Source organism: Sphingobium scionense (genome assembly GCF_014197035.1).
In the GTDB taxonomy this organism is placed as follows: domain Bacteria; phylum Pseudomonadota; class Alphaproteobacteria; order Sphingomonadales; family Sphingomonadaceae; genus Sphingobium; species Sphingobium scionense.
In genome coordinates, this window is the sequence record NZ_JACIEU010000023.1 from 25,788 (window position 1) to 43,073 (window position 17,286).

Consider the following 17,286-nt stretch of genomic DNA (forward strand, 5'->3'; position numbering starts at 1 on the left):
GCGCGCCGCCGCGTCAGGCGGATCGGCTCGCAACCCACGGTCGCGTCTGGGGAAAACCGCCCGCGCTACGACGTTGCGCGTCGGGGTGCTGTGTTGCCGCAAAAGAATCCTTGCGACGCTCCGCTGGATACCGGTGTCGGTTCAGCTAGGGCAGTGCTGGAAACTTTTGCGACAGGACTTGATGTTGCTACTGTGGGCTTGGCTGCTGGCGGAGTAACAGGGCCGTTAGCGCTAGGAACCAAGGCGCTCGGATATATTGCGGAAGCAGGCATCGGCGCAGTCAACGGGTATGACGCCTATGCGAATGGCAACTGGCAGCCGCTAGCTGCTCAAGGCGCCAGTCTGGGTGCTCGCCTTATCCCTGGCGGTAGAACTCTCCAGAACGGACTGAAGGCTGTCCGTGGTCCTACGGGATTGCTGAGGAACTCCGCAGGCCAGTTCCGCTCTTCCTATTTGAATAATCCCGCCATCAAGGAAGTTGGAGATTTGGCCACCCAGAAGACAGCAGGCGGCTTAGTTGAGGGCGTGGTATGCAGGCCATGATGAGGGAAATTATACTGATCGTCGCCATGGTCGGCATTGGGCTGCTAATATTGGCGAAGGGCGATAAGCAGATTGTCCACATATTGGAAGGAAAGCTGTTCCACCGAGATATGGATATGGAACAGGCCGCTGTTGTGTATAGAAAGCACAAGCGCTTCCTATCTATCATATTGGTGACACTCGGCTTTGCTGCTATCGGTTTATCGATCATCTTGCTTACCAATGGCAGTCGGATGTTCCCCATTTCGGCTATCATTAGCCTCGTTCTAGTCGGCTTAGGTGCCTGGGACAGATTGCGATCATTTCGTGCCGCTGACCGCGAACTATCCTGAACCTTTGCCGCAAAGTGGCCCATTGCTCGACGGATACAAGCAATGCACGGCCCCGTTCCTCTGTAAAATCCCGAAACCGGACTACTGTTCGAACACCGATTTCAAGGTAGCCAAGGGTGCAGACACCGCTGGTAAGGCTCTAACCGCTGCCGGTGCCGTAGCAAACTTCATTCCTCACCCTGCTGCGAAAGTGGCTGGACGGGTTGCTGCTGGTGTCGGGGGTGCATTGTCGCTCGGTTCCAATGTATACTTGGCTCGCAACTATCCTGACGTCTCTCGCACCTCGTCCATTGCTGCTTCGATGACAGCGGGCGCGCTGATTGATCGAGCGGGAGCGGGGCCTGTGACGTCGATTGTTGGAGGGCAAGTAGCAGATACGGCTCTTGGAGCAGCGGGGCTTAGTGATCCATGCGACTAAATGCGAGCGCCCTTGGCGCATACTTTCGACTGTTGATCGTAGTGATTGTCTCTGCGGCGCTAACTTATAATGCTCTTCCAGGCAGGCCAGGCGTATTGTCGATCATATCGATCACGCTATCTGCATTGTTCGTGTTAGTATCAGAGGTGTATATAGCGAGGAGGTTGGACACCTCATATAGCAATGTTACCCGGTGGTTGTTTCACGTCAGTGTGATAAGCATAACTGCTTTGCTGTTATGCCTTTCTCCTTTATTTGAAGATGCTTGGCCGCTGGCTTACAAACCGTCGCTTGCGTTTCTCATAGCCTTCTCAATAGTCGCGTTGATACCCTTGATGTTCATAGCCGCCAAGCGCAGTGTATATTGATCTGACATGCCCGTGGTTGGATGGCCTGTTGCCGCAAAATGATGAAAATCAGGGCGAGCCAATCGCCGTAGCGGCTCAAAAAATCGCTATGTCTGGGAATGGGCCTTATACGCCTATTGATCCCAGACGTTACTTGGATGGAGACTATCCCCGTGTTGAGGGATGCATCAGGCTTGGCCATGAGTGTTTGGCGCAACCCTCAACCATTACACCAAATGGAAGGAGTCGGTGCATAGGGTTTGAGAAGTTGTGTCAAGCCGAATCTTTTTGGCGTCGCAGCCGAGCAAATGACAATCCGAATATGCAGAATATGGCCCTCTGCCATAACTATTCTTGTGTGAGAATTGGGCCTAATGGCAATGTGGTATTCTACGACAAGAGGTTTACCAATTAGGATTTGAAAATATTTGATTGGTCTTTCGAGTTTCCAAGGTCGGATGAGGTTGCGCTAGTTGACCAAGCATTTGGCAACGAAGCTGCACATTCATTCGCTCCAAGAATGGAGATTCTGGGGTATATTCTCAAAGAGCCCTCAGTGACGACCTGGAAGAACATTAAGATTGTGCGGATCGACGTTTATGATCCGTCATCCGAAAAGGTTGTGGGGCGCGCCATTAGATTGGACTATGGCAACAAAGTAGACGACGCAATTCAGATCAATGATAGCGAATAGGCATGTGCCTGTTCAGTGAGTTGAGCGTCTCATAGGCCCGTGAGTATCTGATCCCGGCCCCTGTTGCGCAGGGGTGTATCATTGAACCGCCATTGCGGTGAGTGAGACGGTGTGCCGCAGGTCCTGGGGTCACTACTGCACCTAAAGGGTAAGACCGTATGTCCGCTGCGCGACTGAGGGCGACTCTGCGCTTACACTGTGTTGGCGAGGGCGGCGCAGGTGCTGAGCCCTCGCTATCGCGGAGATGGTGTCATGGATGAGCTACGAGAGGCGTTCGTCGGCATTGACGTTGCAAAGCTATGCAACGCCAAACACGGCCACCGCCATGATTGCCACGATCGTAGCCATGGGGCCGAGAAGCAAATTCTGGAACCAGGACGTGGCTGTCATGAGGGCATTGGACGGCATGAAAGGATGCTAGCCAAAACTATCCCTCTGAGCCAGTAGAGCTCGGCGCATGGATAAGTTTTCGCAATGCTCTGGTTGAGAGGTTAAGAGGCACGTAGCCGAGAGAATCGCTTCAGCCTGCTTCATGCGATCTCATCACGTTCGACCCAAAATGTGGGTTCTAACGTGGGATCGATCTTCAGAAACTTTCGATTCTTCACACAGTCTCAAGGCGTTAAAGCGCTTGACTGGTGACCCCTACGGGAATCGAACCCGTGTTTCAGCCGTGAGAGGGCCGCGTCCTAACCGCTAGACGAAGGGGCCAAATGTCGCATCGGCGACAGGCAGGGGCGAGCCTTTAGGCAGGGGCGGCGATGGCGTCAAGCGAAAGTGGCGAAAAGTTTCTGCCGGGGATGTTGCGCGGGCTATAGCCCATAAAAAACCACCCCATGCGATGCACGGGGTGGCCAGGTTCAGGGAGGAGACGCCTCCAAGGGGAGGCGCCCTATACGACACACCCGAAAGGGGGGCAGGTGCATCGCATGCAACAGAAATAGAACAGGGCGAGGCTGCTTTCAAGAGCAAGCCCCGCCCTGTGCCGATATATTTGCGATTAACGGAGTTAATCTTTCTTTCAGGCGTCTGCCGACGCCAGCGCGGCCGGCACGGTGATCGGACCCTTGCCCTGGCTGACCTGGCCTTCGAAGATCTCGCGCATCAGCTGCAGCGAGAAGAGATGCGCATGGATCAGCGGCAGCAGGCCGTTCTGGTTGATCTTGCGCAGCTGGTCGCCGCGCAGGTCGCGCAGCTTTTCCTCGTTCACCATGCGGAAACCGCGATAGACGAAGGGCTGTTCGTTGTTGGGCGTCTGGATCGCGACTTCGCCGTCCATCAGCAGGTCCATTTCGGCCAGATCCTTCATGAACTGGCCGGTGCGGGCGGCAGCCTGCTCGAAATCCTCGCAGAATTTCAGGATGCCCTTGGTCACGTCGGTCGGCTGGCCATTTTCGAACAGGACCGGGCCGTCGCCTTCGGTACCGATCGCCTTGCTGGTCGGATCGAAGCAGAGCGAGAGTTCATCGCTGTCGGGGCGCAGCTTGGCCAGCATCCAGGGATAGCGACGGACATAGGCCGGAACATAGGCGGGGCCGCGCAGCTTGCCTTCGTCGTCGACGAAGACGTTAACGCCTTCATTGAGGCCCATCAGCGCGAGCGGAACCGAATCCTGGCCGGCCGAGAAGATGATCGGTACGAAGCGCTGGGCCGAGACGAATTCGTCGATCGTCAGCGGCACGGCATGCTGGGTCACCAGGAACGGGGCGGCGTCGACCGGCTGGGTGCGATAATCCGCATGATCGACGGTGCTGAGCGGGATCAGGTCGTTATAGAAGATGGGGAGGCTGTTCGCGGGCGCGCTGGCCATGATGTTGTTCCGTCCTGTTAGAGAGCGCGCAAGGCTTGCGTCGCTGATCCGAATATGGGCCTGACGGGATAATCGGAGCTATCCCGCTAGGCAATCGCTTTGTGGATGGGTTGCGCTCAACCCTCGTCGGGGCGGGGGATGAGCTTGTCGGGGTTCATGATGCCGTCGGGGTCGAAGGCCGCCTTGATCGCGCGCAACGCGTGGATGCGCGCGGGACTGGCAAGTCGGCCGAGTTCGGCGCGCTTCATCTGGCCGATGCCATGTTCGGCCGAGATCGAACCGCCGGCGGCGACCACGGCGTCATGGACGAAGGCGTTGATCGCCTGGCCCTGTGCGGTGATCCAGGCCGGTCCGTCGCTGGTGCCCCTGGGCGCGCGGACGTGGAAATGGACATTGCCGTCGCCCAGATGGCCGAAGGAGGAGGCGGAGGTGCCGGGGAAGGCGACTTCCGCCGCCGCTGCTGCCTCCGTCATGAAGGCCGGCATGCGCGGAACTGGCACGCTGATATCATATTGCAGGGCTGGTCCCTGCGCCTTTTCCGATTCCGACAAGGATTCGCGGATGCGCCAGAAGGCGTCTGCCTGCGCCTCGCTGGCGGCGATGGCGGCGTCGATCGCGATACCGCGCTCCAGCGCCAGGCCGAGTGCCCCTTCCAGCCGCTCGGTTGGACCGGGTTCGCGCATGTCGCCATGGTCGACCTCGACCAGCACATGCCAGGGGGTGCGGGTCTCGATCGGGGAGCGCGTGCCGGGGATATGGGACAGGACATGACCCAGGCCATCGTCGGCAATCACCTCGAACCCCTCGACGCTGTCGCCAAGTTCGCTTTCGACCAGGCGCAGCAGGGCGAGGGCGTCGGCCGGCGTCTGAACACCGATCCAGCCGACCGCGCGAGCGGCGATGGCCGGAACGAGCCGAAGGGTAGCTGCGGTAATGACGCCCAGCGTACCCTCCGCTCCGATCAGCAACTGTTTGATATCATAGCCGCGATTATCCTTTTTGAGTGCGTCGAGTCCGTCGAAGATGCTGCCGTCGGGCAGCACAGCCTCTATGCCTTCGACGAGTGCGCGCATCGTGCCGTGACGCAGCACCTGGGTGCCGCCGGCATTGGTCGAGACCAGGCCGCCGATCGTTGCCGATCCCTTGGCGCCCAGGCTTAGCGGAAAGCGGCGACCGGCCGCTTCGGCGGCATCATGCAGGTTGGCGAGGATGACGCCTGCCTCGCACACCGCCAGATTGTCGTCGGTCGACAGGCTGCGGATCTGGTTCATGCGGCGGAGTGAAAGGATCAACGCTGATCCGTCGGCCGGTGGGGTCGCCCCGCCGACCATCGAGGTGTTGCCGCCCTGTGGTACGAGTGCAATGCGCAGTTCCGCCGCCAGCGCGACGCAGTCGGCCACTTCGCGCGTTGTGGCGGGCGACAGGATCGCGCGCGCGGCGCCATGATAGCGCCCGCGCCAGTCGCTCACCCACGGTGAGATATCGTCGGGATCGGTCATGATCCCCTTGGGACCGAGTATGGCGGCAAAGCGTTGGATGGCATCCTGCTCGATTGTGGCTTGTTCTGTCATGGGACATGCTATGCCTCGGAATTCATCGACGGTTCAACCGTTGGCCGATAGCTTGCCACTCCCAAAAGGGGTTCCGCTTGGTTCATACCATCCTGATGCTGCTTGCAGCGCCTGCTGCCGACCCGGTGCAATGGGCGCAGTTGACGATCGAGCAGCGCGTGATCATTCGTGTTCCGATGGCCAAGGGGCGTGCGCCGACGCGAGTCGTGCCCAAGAATGACGAGCGCTGGGAAGAGAAGAAGGGGCCACGCTGCGTGGCGTTGCGGTCGATTCGCGGGGCCAGCATCGTGGTATCAAATGGTATCGATCTGGTCCTGGCGGACAGGCATCGTTATCGGGCCAGGCTGGAGCGGGGGTGCGACTCCGCCAGCTTTTACTCGGGCTTCTATGTCGAACCGGACGAGGATGGGTCGCTCTGTTCAGGCCGGGACGAGCTGCAGGCCCGCAGCGGCGCAAGCTGCGCGATCGACAGCTTCAAGCGGCTGGTGGAAGCCGAACCTGAAGATTGAGCACGCAAAAAAGCATATGCCCAATGGGCGAATTTGCGCGATTTCCTTGACAAGGTGCTGATATTTCCGCAAGGCGCGCGCGATTTCTGTCTCGTCTTTGCGGCGACCAGAGCACCTCCTGTCCCGGACATTTGAATGACTTTTGCCGATCTCGGCCTTTCCGACGAATTGCTCAAGGCCGTAACCGAGGCCGGTTACGACACGCCCACGCCGATCCAGGCGCAGGCGATCCCGCCGGTGTTGATGATGAAGGACATCATCGGCATCGCTCAGACGGGCACGGGCAAGACGGCGAGCTTCGTGCTGCCGATGATCGACATTCTGGCCCATGGTCGGGCGCGTGCACTGATGCCGCGCAGCCTGATCCTGGAACCGACCCGCGAACTCGCCGCGCAGGTTGCCGAGAATTTCGAAAAATACGGCAAATATCACAAGCTCTCCATGGCGCTGCTGATCGGCGGCGTGCAGATGGGCGACCAGATCAAGGCGCTGGAAAAGGGCGTCGACGTGCTGATCGCGACGCCGGGTCGGTTGATGGACCTGTTCCAGCGCGGCAAGATATTGCTCAACGGTTGCAGCATGCTGGTCATAGACGAAGCCGACCGCATGCTCGACATGGGCTTCATCCCGGATATCGAGGAAATCTGCACCAAGCTGCCCGCGCAACGGCAGACTTTGTTGTTCTCTGCAACGATGCCGCCGGTCATCAAGAAGCTGGCAGACCGTTTCCTCGACAATCCCAAGTCGATCGAAGTGGCGCGCCCGGCAACGGCGTCGACCAACATCACCCAGCGACTGGTGAAGGTTGATTCGCGCAAGAAGCGCGAGGCGCTGCGCGCAATGCTGGAGGCCGAAGAGGTCCAGAGCGCGGTGATCTTCTGCAACCGCAAGACGACCGTGCGCGAACTCAACAAGAGTCTGCAGCGCTACGGTTTCAAGTCGGGCGAAATTCATGGCGACATCGACCAGGCATCGCGCATCGCTGAACTGGAGCGGTTCCGTGACGGTACCGTCAATATCCTGGTCGCGTCGGACGTGGCCGCACGTGGCCTGGACATCAAGGGTGTCAGCCACGTCTTCAACTTCGATGCGCCCTGGCATCCCGATGACTATGTCCACCGCATCGGTCGGACCGGTCGCGCGGGGGCCAAGGGTGTCGCTTATACATTCGTTGCGGCCGAGGACGCCGAGGCGATCGATAACATCCAGAAGCTGATCGGCACCAAGATCGACTATGTCGAGACGCCGACGGCCGCTGCCCCGGCTCCGCGCGCGAAGGAAGAGCCGCGGAAGGCCGAGCGGGAGGAACGTGACGATGACCGCGAAGGCGGCCGTGAAACGCGCCGCAAGCCTGAGCGCAAGGATGATCGGCGCAAGGAAAAGCGCGATGATCGACGCGACGACCGCCGGGATGCACCGGCAGCGCGCCCTGCACCGCAGTCGCGCCGGCAGGAGCAGGACGATGGCCCGGACGATGGCTGGAATGGTCCGGTTCCCGAATTCCTGAATTTCGGCTTTAGCGGCTGAGTCCGGCAGCAACGATCCAGAAGAGCTCCTGTCATGCTGACGCCTGACGGGGGCTTTTTTGTTGCATAGCGGCAGGCGTGGAATCGAAAGGCGTGTTTTATGTCCGAAAATCCGAGCGTAGGGGCCTTCGCCATCGTGCCCAGCAATGACGTTGCAATCGCCCTGGCCTTCTGGGAAAGGCTGGGCTTCATGCGGGTCGGTGGCGATCACCATTATCACATCATGGAAGGATGGGGATGCGAGGTGCATCTGACCCAGGCTGGCGCACCGCCCTGGGATGTGCCGGCGCATAATCCCTTTGGCGTCTATCTCCGCACGCCTGATGTGGCTGCGATTGCGGCGCGGGTCGATGATCTGGTCATCCGGCCGGGCGGCGTTTTGCGCCATCGCGAATGGGGGCTGTACGAGGTCGGGATCAATGGGCCGGATGGATTGCTGGTGCGGATCGGCTGGCCGTCCGAACTGATCGAGCGCGCCTGATCCTATAGCAATCCCTGGGCACGAAGGCTGCTATGCCCCTGCGCGCCGATGATGATATGGTCATGGACGCCGATGCCCAGCCGCTTGCCGGCCTCGACGATCTGGCGGGTGATTTCGATATCCTGCTTGCTGGGCGATGGGTCGCCTGACGGGTGGTTATGGACCACGCCAGCGGGCTTTCCAAGTTGCTGATTTTGTGCCATTATTCTGGAAGTTGGGAAATGATGGTGCCGCGCATTGGGATCGGTTGTTCGTGCCCGATCATGATAATCACGCCTGATCACCGGAGTGTTCGGCGAGTCGTTTGGAAGCACGGCACTGCACTTTATTCTTATCGTCCCATTCATCAAGCTCGTCGATGGGATAGAGCACCGCCTTACCAACTTTGACGAACGACGGACCAAGACGCATGGCGCGCCAATTTCGGAGGGTCCCAACGGAAATGCCACCGCGGTAGCGCTCAGCCACCTCTTCTGGAGTAAGGAATTTGCTTTCTGCCATTTCTGCCTCCATCCGCCGCAACGACTAGGGTCGTGTCGCCGATTCTAGGTTGACGATCGCGTGTAGGCGATGTGTCCGAAGAGCGTCCCTTCGGATCACCACTTTCATCACCCAGGCCCGGGCGCTCACGCTTCTGCACTGACATCAATGCTGCGCAATTTTCCTCCGCAAAAGCGCTTTCAGGTGAGTGTCGGGAAAATGGATACAGGCGACGCCACATCGGCGGGGTTGCGCTCTTTGCCAAGTGACCACAGCAGAGGTCAGGCGCGGCATAGGTGTTGCCACGTCGGTGAATGAGGCGATTTTTCGAGGTCACTGCGGGCAGATGCGGGCGAAGGGGAAGACACGACTCCCTTTAAAATCCAGTTCCGAGAGGAGTGCCGGTTCGACCCCGGCCACCCGCACCACCTTCTCATTCGGCAAAATCTGAGTCCCTAAGTTCGGCTTTGGTTATGGCCGCCTAGATTCTCATGCGCATCCCTGAAAGAGATCGGTGGTGCGCGATGTCGACGCCCTCTCGGGCCAGGTCGACGCGCTCGTCGGTCAGGCTGAGGTCGCCTCCGATGTTGGGGTAGCGGCCCTGAAAGGCGAAGATCAGCCGGCTGATGTGCCGTGCAGGAGATCCGGATCGTGCCGGCCGGCACGCCGCGCGCCCCGCGCGCCTCATCGCCGGCCTGCTCGACCAGCCGCAGGATCTGGACGCTGTCTTAGCGGCTGCACGCCCTCGACCATCACATCTCGTGCAGGAGCGCAGGTTTGGAGTGCTGAGGAGAGTGGTTGCGGGAGCTCGCAACACCCGATTCTTGCGATTGGTCGAACATCATAATCTCTGTGACGAGGTACTAGATGCCGCACAGGTGCGTGGATCACAGAAAGCAGGATTTGCTGAAGCCCCTGTGCACAAACATGTTCTCAACGGGCATGTACAGCTTATTGCCTCATTTTCTGAGGCGGCCTTTCAGCGCGACAATGGCCGAGCGTGGGATAGCCGTTGGAGCGTCGGACCCTCCGACCCGGTCACGATTCGGCGATAGAAACAACTGGTTCGGCCGGTGTGACAACAGCCGCCGTCGCCCGCGACGCGCACCTTGAGCCAGACCGTGTCCTGATCACAGTCGATGCGCAGTTTTTCGACCTGTTGGATCTGCCCGCTTGTCGCGCCCTTATGCCAGAGACGCTGGCGGGACCGGCTCCAGTACCAGGCCTGGCCGGTCTCGATCGTCTTGTTCAACGCCTCCGCATTCATCCACGCCAGCATCAGCACCACTCCACTCGCGACGTCTGTCGCGACAGCGGGAATGAGCCCGACCTCATTGAACCCTGGCAACAAGGCCGAGCATTCTTCGATCATCTCCGCAGGGTCCGCTCTTAATGGGTCAGGTCGCTGATCTTCCAGTGGCATTGGCATTCCTTGATTGGCACGTACCAGTTCTATGGATGATCGTCCGGCCTGAGCGATCGCACCGTGCGCTCCGGACCGCCCGAATCGTTGCGATTAACGGGTCCGCCGTTCGTTCGCAGGCTTGACGATATCAAGCTCGACGTCCTGCCGCGCTTCAGATACATCGCATGCGCAAGTCGGGCCGGCATCCACTCGATTGGATGAAGCCCTGCGCCAACGCATCACGGCGTAGCCGATGGCTGCGGCCAAGAATGCCAGCACGGCGGTCAATGCAAGACCCTGTCCGCTAAGCCAGCCCACGACACCACCTACTGCCGAGCCAATAAAAAGCGGCCCAAGGCAGCAAAGCGCGACCAGTGGCGCGACGACAATCGCCGTCATAAGCCCGGCTGCTGGCTTTTCGTTCATGAAACCTCACTTTCCGCGCTAGTGGCGCTGCCAAGCCATCTGTGCTGCGCTGCTCGTTAGTTCACATTGACGATCGTCACATTAGAACTGCTACACCCTGTACTAAGTACAGGGTCAATACCGAATTTTCATCCGATTGGCTGGTCGACTAGCTTCACCATGTCTGCGCCCGCGCTCCTGGGTTGGCGCATCGCCGACGAAGCGATTAGCTACGTCGAAGCTCTGCGCGTGCCAGTTCGGCGTCCTTCAACGAGTAATAGAGCCAGATGCGTCCGTCCTCGATGATTACAGAAGACGCAAAGGCATTCAGAGCATGTAGCCGATATCCGAGGCGCCGGTGGGATACGCGAACATCGTCGTCTTCAAATTGTCGGCCGTTAGGTCGTGGCGGATCGCCAGGGCAAACAGATTAATCACTTCATCGGCATGTGGTCCGACGAGATGTGCGCCTAGGATACGCCCGGTGTCGTCCTCCACCATCACCTTGAAGCCATAGGTCTTCTCTGCGGCCTGGCGGGCAGTAAACCAGTCGGACGCCTTCTGGGACTTGGTCTGGAATTTCAGGCCCTGCTGACGTGCTTCGTCCTCGCTCAGTCCGACAGCAGCGATCGGCGGGACCGTGAAGGCCACGCTCGGCACACCGCGATAGTCGGGTGTATGCCGATTGCCCTCCAGAAGGTTAGCGGCGACCACCTTGCCGTCATGGCTTGAGACCGGAGTGAGCGGCGGGCCCTTCTGTGCCGCATCGCCGGCGGCGTACACGGCCGGGTTAGAGACGCTCTGGAGGTGCTCATTCAGTTTGAGCCGGCCGTTCTCCGTCGCGATGCCGCCGGTTTCAAGATCAAGCGCGTCGAGCGCGGGCGCCCGACCGGCCGCATGCACAACAAGGTCGGCTTCAAACGTCGTGTCGCCGCTTTCTGACGAGGCGCGAACCACAAAGCCCGCACCCTTCTTCTCGATTGCCTGTACTGTGGTCCGCAGGCGCACATCGACCCCGATCTCGCCGAATTTGTCCATGAGCCAGCCGACAAGGTCAGGCTCAAAGTGCGTAAGCATCCGCTCGCCACGTTGAAGGATAGTCACTTGCGCGCCCGCGCGGGCCGCGATGTGGGAAAATTCCGACGCTATATAGCCACCACCGACCAGCACGATCCGTTCTGGCAGTCGCTCCATGGCCAGGAAGTCCTCATTGGTAGCGAAATACTCTTCACCCGGAATGTGCAGCTTTATCGGCTCGGCGCCCGCAGCGATCAAAACGTGACGGGCTTCAAGACTCTCGCTGTCCACCGTCAGACTGTTCCGACCTGCGAAGCGTGCATGGCCGTGATAGGTATGAATGCCCTTTTCTTCGTAGCGGTGTTCGTGCTTTTCGGGGACCGGGTCGGTGAAGGTGCGCTTGAAGGCAATCAATTCTGGCCAGTCGATATGGACGTCGCCGGCAACGCCATTGCCACTCATGCGCCGGACATGGTCGAGAGCCGAGGCGCCGCCGACAAGCATCTTTTTCGGGTCGCAGCCCCGCAGTGCGCAGGTGCCCCCGAAAGGCCGGTAGTCGATGACCGCCACGCTCCAACCGGCGGCGCGCACGCGCATTGCGGCGACCATGGCCGCTGTGCCGGTTCCTATGATTACAAGGTCGTATTGGTTTGCCATCTCTCTCTCTCTCTCTCTCTCTCTGTCGCCACCGCACTGCTGCTGTGCGTGCTTAGTCACCCGGACTTCTCGCTGATTTCGTGCGTGGCTTTGCCGATCTGGCCGTAGGTTCGCGGAACAAGGTCTCGATGAGCGGGCATTCCGGCTGCGTGCCGTCTCCGCATTGAACGACGACGTTTTTGAGCACGCCCTCCATGCGCTTCAAATCGGCGATCTTCGTCCTCACGTCCTGAAGGTGGGTGGCTGCTACGGTGCTAGCTTCGGCGCATGGTCGGTCGCGCTCTTCGGCCAACCGCAGAAGCTCACGGATCTCTTCCAGGGAAAAGCCAAGTTCGCGAGCTCGCATAACGAAGCGAAGGCGCCGTTCGTGCGTCGAGCTGTAGGCACGATGGCCACCCGAGGTGCGCGGCGGCTCCGGCAAGAGGCCGATCTTTTCGTAGTAGCGCACGGTCTCGATATTGCAGCCCGTCCGTTCGGCAAGCTCTCCCCTCTGGAGGCTTTTTACTGCTGCGTGACCGCTCATCGAATTTCCTTCTTGAACCTGTAGTGACTACAGCCCGTATCATACGATTCGAATCGAATTTCGGCAACGGGAGTAAGGTCTGACTTGGTGAATGCATCGCACCCCGCACCGGCGGCGACAACGCCTGTCACCGCGGATTTGCACGCGTCGCAACACGTCGCTGTGGAGCGGCGGCGCTTGGTTGCCGTCGGCGGTATTCCTCGGTGCGGTGGCCACCTCGTCCTGCGGTATCGGACCGCAGATCATCTTCAGCCTCGGCATCGGAGCGGGGCCATGGATCGCCAACCTGACGGCGCTCGCGCCCTACACGCCGCTGTCAGTGGCAGGAACGGCCGGGTTCCTCGACTACCACTTCTTCCTTGGTCTGCTGGAAGCTCAGCGGGCTTGAGTCGAAGAAGCTTGCGCGCGGCCTCCCCCCGACGGCGTCGTGAAGTTTTAGCCGGGCTCAATGCCACTCAAACCCAAGGCGACGGCGTGTTTCAGCCGCGCGGCGCGGCCCGACCGCTGATCACAGGGGAGATTTGAATATGGCCGCCGCTACTGCCAATTTCGACGGCTCGATTTTCGATGGCTTTCGACAGGGGCGAACGTCCAGGGACTTCTGGCTGCCGCGCATCCTGGCGCTTGCGGCGTGCGTGATCGGGCCTCTTCCCTTGATCCTTGACCTGAAATGGGGGGTGCCGATGTCGACCATCGGACCCATCTTCTGGCTGGCTTCGATCCTGCTCACCATCGCCTCCGTCGCACTGGCCAGACGGACCGGTTACCAACGCTTCATCCGGACAGTCATCGTGGCTCTTCTGGCGGGCTATATGGCAACCGCCACCTACGACGCCAGCAGGGTGGCGGGGATGAGCGCCGGCGTCATCGCCATGGACGAGGCGCTCGACTTTGGGCGACGCCTCACAGGGCAAGTTGCGCCCGGGGGCCATGGGTCCATGCATGCCGACGAACACGGGACCGGTCCCATGCGCGAGCAAGCCGCGCCGCCTGCTTCGAGCCCGACTGATCCACACGGCTCGGCAGCCCTGCACGAGGACCATCAACCAGGGGCGGGGCCCACCGCAGAGCATGAGCGGGTTTCCTCTCTTAGCCGAGGAGCGACCGTCGCCCTGGGCTACGCTTGGCATTATTGGAGCGGGATCATGTTCAGCCTCTCGTTCCTGATGCTGTTTGGCGGACGGGGATGGAAATGGGCGACACCCTACCTCGTGCTGGTGATTTATCCCGGCATGGTCTTCGCAATGGGGTCCCACACCGTTGCGAATTTCATCTGGGAAGCCGTCGGACACGCGGGCTTCGGTCTTACTTTAGGCATTGTAAGCAGTGCGCTCCTGAGCCGGGGATGAAACGTCAGGAAGGCGCCCTCAGGCTGATGATGGAACAAGCCCAGCTCGGAGATGCGACGGCTTACCGAACTCTCCTGGAACAGCTGAGTTCGCTGCTTCGCGCCTATATGAGGAGGAAGCTGACCCAAATGGGACGGAACGTCGCCGATGCTGAGGACGTCGTCCAGGAAGTGCTATTGGCGGTGCACACCCGACGAGATACCTATGATCCCTCCGAGCCCTTCACGCCATGGCTGTACGCGATCGCACGCTACAAGCTTATCGACCATCTCCGCCGGAGCAAGATGGCTCATGCCGAGGGGCCGCTCGACGCGGCCGAGGCAATGTTGGACGGGTTCGACCATATGGCGGTGGAGTCCGGAATCGATATGGAAAAACTGCTTGCGACCATCCCCCAACATAGCCAGCGTGTCATTCGCGACGTCAAACTCGACGGACGAAGCGTCGCCGAAGCCGCCGCTCGTGAAGGCATTACTGAGGCGGCCGCGAAAGTCCGCATCCATCGGGGACTCAAGGCGATGACTGTTGCCATCGGCGGGAGGTTGTGGCGTGAAGACCGCTGATCTGATCAACCGGTTGACGGTCGATCTCAAACCCGTTGACTATCGTCGCGCCTCACGCGCCTTAGGCCTCGCATTCGCAGCGGGAAGCCTAGCGGCTGTCGCCGCGATCTGCCTGACTCTCGGCCTGCGGCCCGACCTTCGAGAACCCCACGCTCTTGGCTTTCTCATGCTGAAGCTTGTATTTGCGGCCGGAGTGGCGGCCACCGCCTTCCTGTTGCTGCTCCGGTTCGCCAGGCCGGGGCAAGCACGACGGTCGTCGAACCTTGTGGCGGCGCTACCTTTCGTCGGAATCGTGTTGCTGGCGGCGCTGGACCTTTACGTAACACCCGGCGCACAATGGGCAGCTTTGATTGCTGGTCATGCGTGGCCGAAGTGCCTGGTGATCATCCCGGTTATGGCCGCGGTGCCCTACGCCTTGATGGTGCTGGCGCTGCGCTGGGGCGCGCCCACAGAACTCTGGCGCACGGGCGCACTCGCAGGGCTGCTAGCCGGCGGCGTCAGCGCTAGCGCCTATGCCCTCGCTTGCGGCGACGATTCTCTGCCCTTCGTCGCTTGCTGGTACAGCAGCGCCATCCTGATGTGCGGCTTGATCGGCGGCATGCTCGGACAACGGCTTCTGCGCTGGTAGTTCATCGCGAGGTTTCTGTCCCCGCGGAGAAATCGCCTGCACCTTCCGCTCGAAACCGACATTCGATGTAACCGATCGAGCCGCGCTTGCGAACTTATGTTCGTAGGGCGCCAGTTGGGCGTGCTTCTAGCCTTTTGGAATTTGCATGCTCGCCAATCCCGTAACTTTGCGTTGTTCCGAGCTGTTTGACAGCCGAACCCATGCTGTCATCGGCATCAGCCCCTTCAACAGCTACTTCTCAGAGATGCGAATTTCTGAGCTTGCCCGGTGGGCGCGCCGAAACTTTACAGCCTTTCACTTCTATGTGCCTGACAGACCCGCTGCGCTCACGCTCGAGGCGCTAGGGTATTCTCCCGCACGCGCAGAGAAGAAGGCGCGACGACAAGCGAATTACCTCGAGAACAAGATCGCTCGCGCGCTTTCGACCGTAGAAGCAGAAGACGAGCTCAGCACCATATTGCTGAACGGTCGCGTTCTCGATGAACATAACAACTATTCAGCCGGGCACGCTCGTTATCAAGACCTCTTCGCCTCCGATCCCGAGTTCCGAGAAGGTTGTCTTGAGAGTGCAGCATGGGTGCTTGAGAAGCACCCAGATCGAAAGGGCCCCTTGACGCCCACAGCGATTGAGATGGGCGCCCGCTACTTCCTCGCCGAAGTGCCATTCTTTCTGGACACGCCGTATATTTTGGGCGTGCAGCATTCGGTGTTTTGTTACCATCAGTGCCCCGCTTTTCTGCGCAAGCTACTTGAGACACAACGGGGGGCGATAGCCAGCCCTAACCAGGGCTTTATCGAGGTCACCCCAGTGTCCGGCTAGCGCCATGGGACGTGTTCGAAATTCACTGAGTGAGGCGGGCCGCAGAGAGTCGCCTGTCTTGCTCAGGCGGACCACCGTTGGGCAGCGCCATCCTGCTGCGCGGTGGCATCGCGCCATGCTCGAGCGGCGGCTTCGTCGCTGGCGGTCGGTGGCTCAAGATCTCACGCTCAAGTTCGCGCGACCCAATCACATTCGATGTAACCGATCGAGCCGCGCTTGCGAACTTATGTTCGTAGGGCGCCTGCAGCGCGAGCCGAAGACCTCGCTCGCAACCGTTACAGCATGTCGGCAAAAAATGACGTCGGTGGAAGTTCCAATGGAACCTTCGAGAGAAAGGAACAATAGATGAGAAAAACCTTCATCGCCTTGGCCTGTGCGGTGGTTAGCGTCCTGTGGACGACGGCCAGCTTTGCCGACGAGGGCAGGTCGAGGGTTCAACCCGAGACTATAAGCTTGTTCCAAGTCCCCTGGCAGTGCCCCGCGGCTCCGGAGATCGCATGCGGCGGGCTCGCCAAACCGGTTCTCCTCGAACTCGAGCAAAATACGGGAATTGCTGAGGCCTGGATAAACCGGGCCGGGACCGTGCTCGCCGTGGTGGGATCAGACCGGAACCGCGAGGCGCGCACGAAAACCGTTCGCACGCTCCTGCGGGAAATATTCGAGAAGGATGTCGCGACAGAGCTCCAAGGCGAAGCACGGACAACGGAGCTGGCCAGCTTCCGGTCGGACGCTCCTTGGTATCGAGGGGCTCAGGTGGACGCCCTCAGCATCGAGGAGGCCGATATCATCGCCGCCCGGCTCGTGCACCGAATCGAGGCGAAGGTGGCGCTCTCCGAAGACAAGACACGGTTGCTGACGGTGAGCTTCGCCGACATCCTCAAGGCACGTTTCATCCGCAGTTCCGATGCGCCCCGCACAGGCGATCAAAAGCCCCGCGATGAGCAACTTCGAGACATAGCGCGAGCACAGCTCGGCACAGCTGGAGTGTCAGCATTCGACGAGGCGCTTGCGAAGGGAGAGCGCCCCGCGCCCGGTGAAAAATAAGACGCTTAGCTCGTGTTGGACCACGCGCGAGCATTCTGGTCCAGATCGCACCTGCCGCCGGTTCACCCTCAGAGAAGCAAAGCAGCTTTCGCGCTGTGCATCCCAAGGAAATAGCTATGAAACATACACGCTACATCACCGAAATTGCTGAAAGTCTGGCGCCA

17 protein-coding genes, 1 tRNA gene and 1 pseudogene are annotated in these 17,286 nt (G+C 60.1%); 10 read left to right on the forward strand and 9 right to left on the reverse strand.

All coding sequences use genetic code 11. The annotated features are described in order from the left end of the window. The first annotated feature begins 530 nt into the window (after window positions 1-530). Window positions 531-875, forward strand: a complete 345-nt coding sequence (locus GGQ90_RS21765) for a hypothetical protein (RefSeq protein ID WP_188083971.1) — start codon at window positions 531-533, stop codon at window positions 873-875. A 2,095-nt stretch (window positions 876-2,970) separates the two neighbouring features. On the opposite strand, the gene GGQ90_RS21770 is transcribed toward GGQ90_RS21765, so the two are convergent. The 3 genes from GGQ90_RS21770 to GGQ90_RS21780 form a co-directional block, all read right to left on the reverse strand. Continuing rightward, window positions 2,971-3,045, reverse strand: a tRNA-Glu gene (locus tag GGQ90_RS21770). A gap of 310 nt (window positions 3,046-3,355) precedes the next feature. Beyond that, complete coding sequence (locus GGQ90_RS21775) at window positions 3,356-4,144, reverse strand: SapC family protein (protein WP_188083972.1); 789 nt, start codon at window positions 4,142-4,144, stop codon at window positions 3,356-3,358. Between the two features lie 116 nt (window positions 4,145-4,260). Then, the gene (locus GGQ90_RS21780; protein WP_188083973.1) at window positions 4,261-5,715 is read right to left on the reverse strand and encodes an FAD-binding oxidoreductase; all 1,455 of its coding nucleotides are present in this window, start codon (window positions 5,713-5,715) and stop codon (window positions 4,261-4,263) included. Between the two features lie 77 nt (window positions 5,716-5,792). Here GGQ90_RS21780 and GGQ90_RS21785 point away from each other — a divergent pair, with 77 nt between their 5' ends. The 3 genes from GGQ90_RS21785 (at window position 5,793) to GGQ90_RS21795 (ending at window position 8,231) form a co-directional block, all read left to right on the forward strand. Next, the gene (locus GGQ90_RS21785; protein ID WP_188083974.1) at window positions 5,793-6,224 is read left to right on the forward strand and encodes a hypothetical protein; all 432 of its coding nucleotides are present in this window, start codon (window positions 5,793-5,795) and stop codon (window positions 6,222-6,224) included. A 135-nt stretch (window positions 6,225-6,359) separates the two neighbouring features. Next, window positions 6,360-7,751, forward strand: coding sequence for a DEAD/DEAH box helicase (locus GGQ90_RS21790; RefSeq protein ID WP_188083975.1), 1,392 nt, complete (start codon window positions 6,360-6,362; stop codon window positions 7,749-7,751). Window positions 7,752-7,850: 99 nt separating this feature from the next. After that, window positions 7,851-8,231, forward strand: coding sequence for a VOC family protein (locus GGQ90_RS21795; protein ID WP_188083976.1), 381 nt, complete (start codon window positions 7,851-7,853; stop codon window positions 8,229-8,231). Between the two features lie 2 nt (window positions 8,232-8,233). Here the strand turns inward: GGQ90_RS21795 and GGQ90_RS21800 are convergent. The 6 genes and pseudogenes from GGQ90_RS21800 to GGQ90_RS21825 form a co-directional block, all read right to left on the reverse strand. Beyond that, window positions 8,234-8,398 (reverse strand): annotated as a pseudogene (locus GGQ90_RS21800) (JAB domain-containing protein); the annotation flags it as partial. A gap of 103 nt (window positions 8,399-8,501) precedes the next feature. Continuing rightward, on the reverse strand, window positions 8,502-8,732 hold the full coding sequence (locus tag GGQ90_RS21805; RefSeq protein ID WP_069611992.1) for a helix-turn-helix transcriptional regulator: 231 nt from the start codon (window positions 8,730-8,732) through the stop codon (window positions 8,502-8,504). A gap of 958 nt (window positions 8,733-9,690) precedes the next feature. After that, the gene (gene hisI / locus GGQ90_RS21810; RefSeq protein ID WP_141720047.1) at window positions 9,691-10,083 is read right to left on the reverse strand and encodes a phosphoribosyl-AMP cyclohydrolase; all 393 of its coding nucleotides are present in this window, start codon (window positions 10,081-10,083) and stop codon (window positions 9,691-9,693) included. Window positions 10,084-10,227: 144 nt separating this feature from the next. Then, complete coding sequence (locus GGQ90_RS21815) at window positions 10,228-10,542, reverse strand: hypothetical protein (protein ID WP_069611995.1); 315 nt, start codon at window positions 10,540-10,542, stop codon at window positions 10,228-10,230. A gap of 306 nt (window positions 10,543-10,848) precedes the next feature. Further along, entirely contained in the window at window positions 10,849-12,195 is a 1,347-nt protein-coding gene (locus tag GGQ90_RS21820; protein WP_069611996.1) for a dihydrolipoyl dehydrogenase family protein, read from the reverse strand. A 52-nt stretch (window positions 12,196-12,247) separates the two neighbouring features. Continuing rightward, complete coding sequence (locus GGQ90_RS21825; protein ID WP_069611997.1) at window positions 12,248-12,718, reverse strand: MerR family transcriptional regulator; 471 nt, start codon at window positions 12,716-12,718, stop codon at window positions 12,248-12,250. Between the two features lie 91 nt (window positions 12,719-12,809). Here GGQ90_RS21825 and GGQ90_RS21830 point away from each other — a divergent pair, with 91 nt between their 5' ends. From GGQ90_RS21830 to GGQ90_RS21855, 6 genes are all read left to right on the forward strand, one after another. After that, window positions 12,810-13,106 (forward strand): mercuric transporter MerT family protein, encoded by a 297-nt coding sequence (locus GGQ90_RS21830; protein ID WP_245300419.1) that lies wholly within the window; start codon window positions 12,810-12,812, stop codon window positions 13,104-13,106. A 139-nt stretch (window positions 13,107-13,245) separates the two neighbouring features. Then, on the forward strand, window positions 13,246-14,067 hold the full coding sequence (locus GGQ90_RS21835; protein WP_069611999.1) for a hypothetical protein: 822 nt from the start codon (window positions 13,246-13,248) through the stop codon (window positions 14,065-14,067). After that, window positions 14,064-14,630 (forward strand): sigma-70 family RNA polymerase sigma factor, encoded by a 567-nt coding sequence (locus tag GGQ90_RS21840; protein WP_069612000.1) that lies wholly within the window; start codon window positions 14,064-14,066, stop codon window positions 14,628-14,630. The genes GGQ90_RS21835 and GGQ90_RS21840 overlap by 4 nt, the downstream gene beginning before the upstream one ends. Beyond that, window positions 14,617-15,258, forward strand: a complete 642-nt coding sequence (locus tag GGQ90_RS21845) for an NrsF family protein (protein WP_069612001.1) — start codon at window positions 14,617-14,619, stop codon at window positions 15,256-15,258. The genes GGQ90_RS21840 and GGQ90_RS21845 overlap by 14 nt, the downstream gene beginning before the upstream one ends. 145 nt (window positions 15,259-15,403) lie before the next feature. Next, the gene (locus tag GGQ90_RS21850) at window positions 15,404-16,078 is read left to right on the forward strand and encodes a tRNA-dependent cyclodipeptide synthase (RefSeq protein ID WP_069612002.1); all 675 of its coding nucleotides are present in this window, start codon (window positions 15,404-15,406) and stop codon (window positions 16,076-16,078) included. Between the two features lie 345 nt (window positions 16,079-16,423). After that, window positions 16,424-17,122 carry a hypothetical protein gene (locus tag GGQ90_RS21855; RefSeq protein ID WP_069612003.1) on the forward strand — a complete coding sequence of 233 codons (699 nt, stop codon included), beginning with the start codon at window positions 16,424-16,426 and terminating at the stop codon, window positions 17,120-17,122. The last annotated feature ends 164 nt before the right edge of the window (window positions 17,123-17,286 follow it).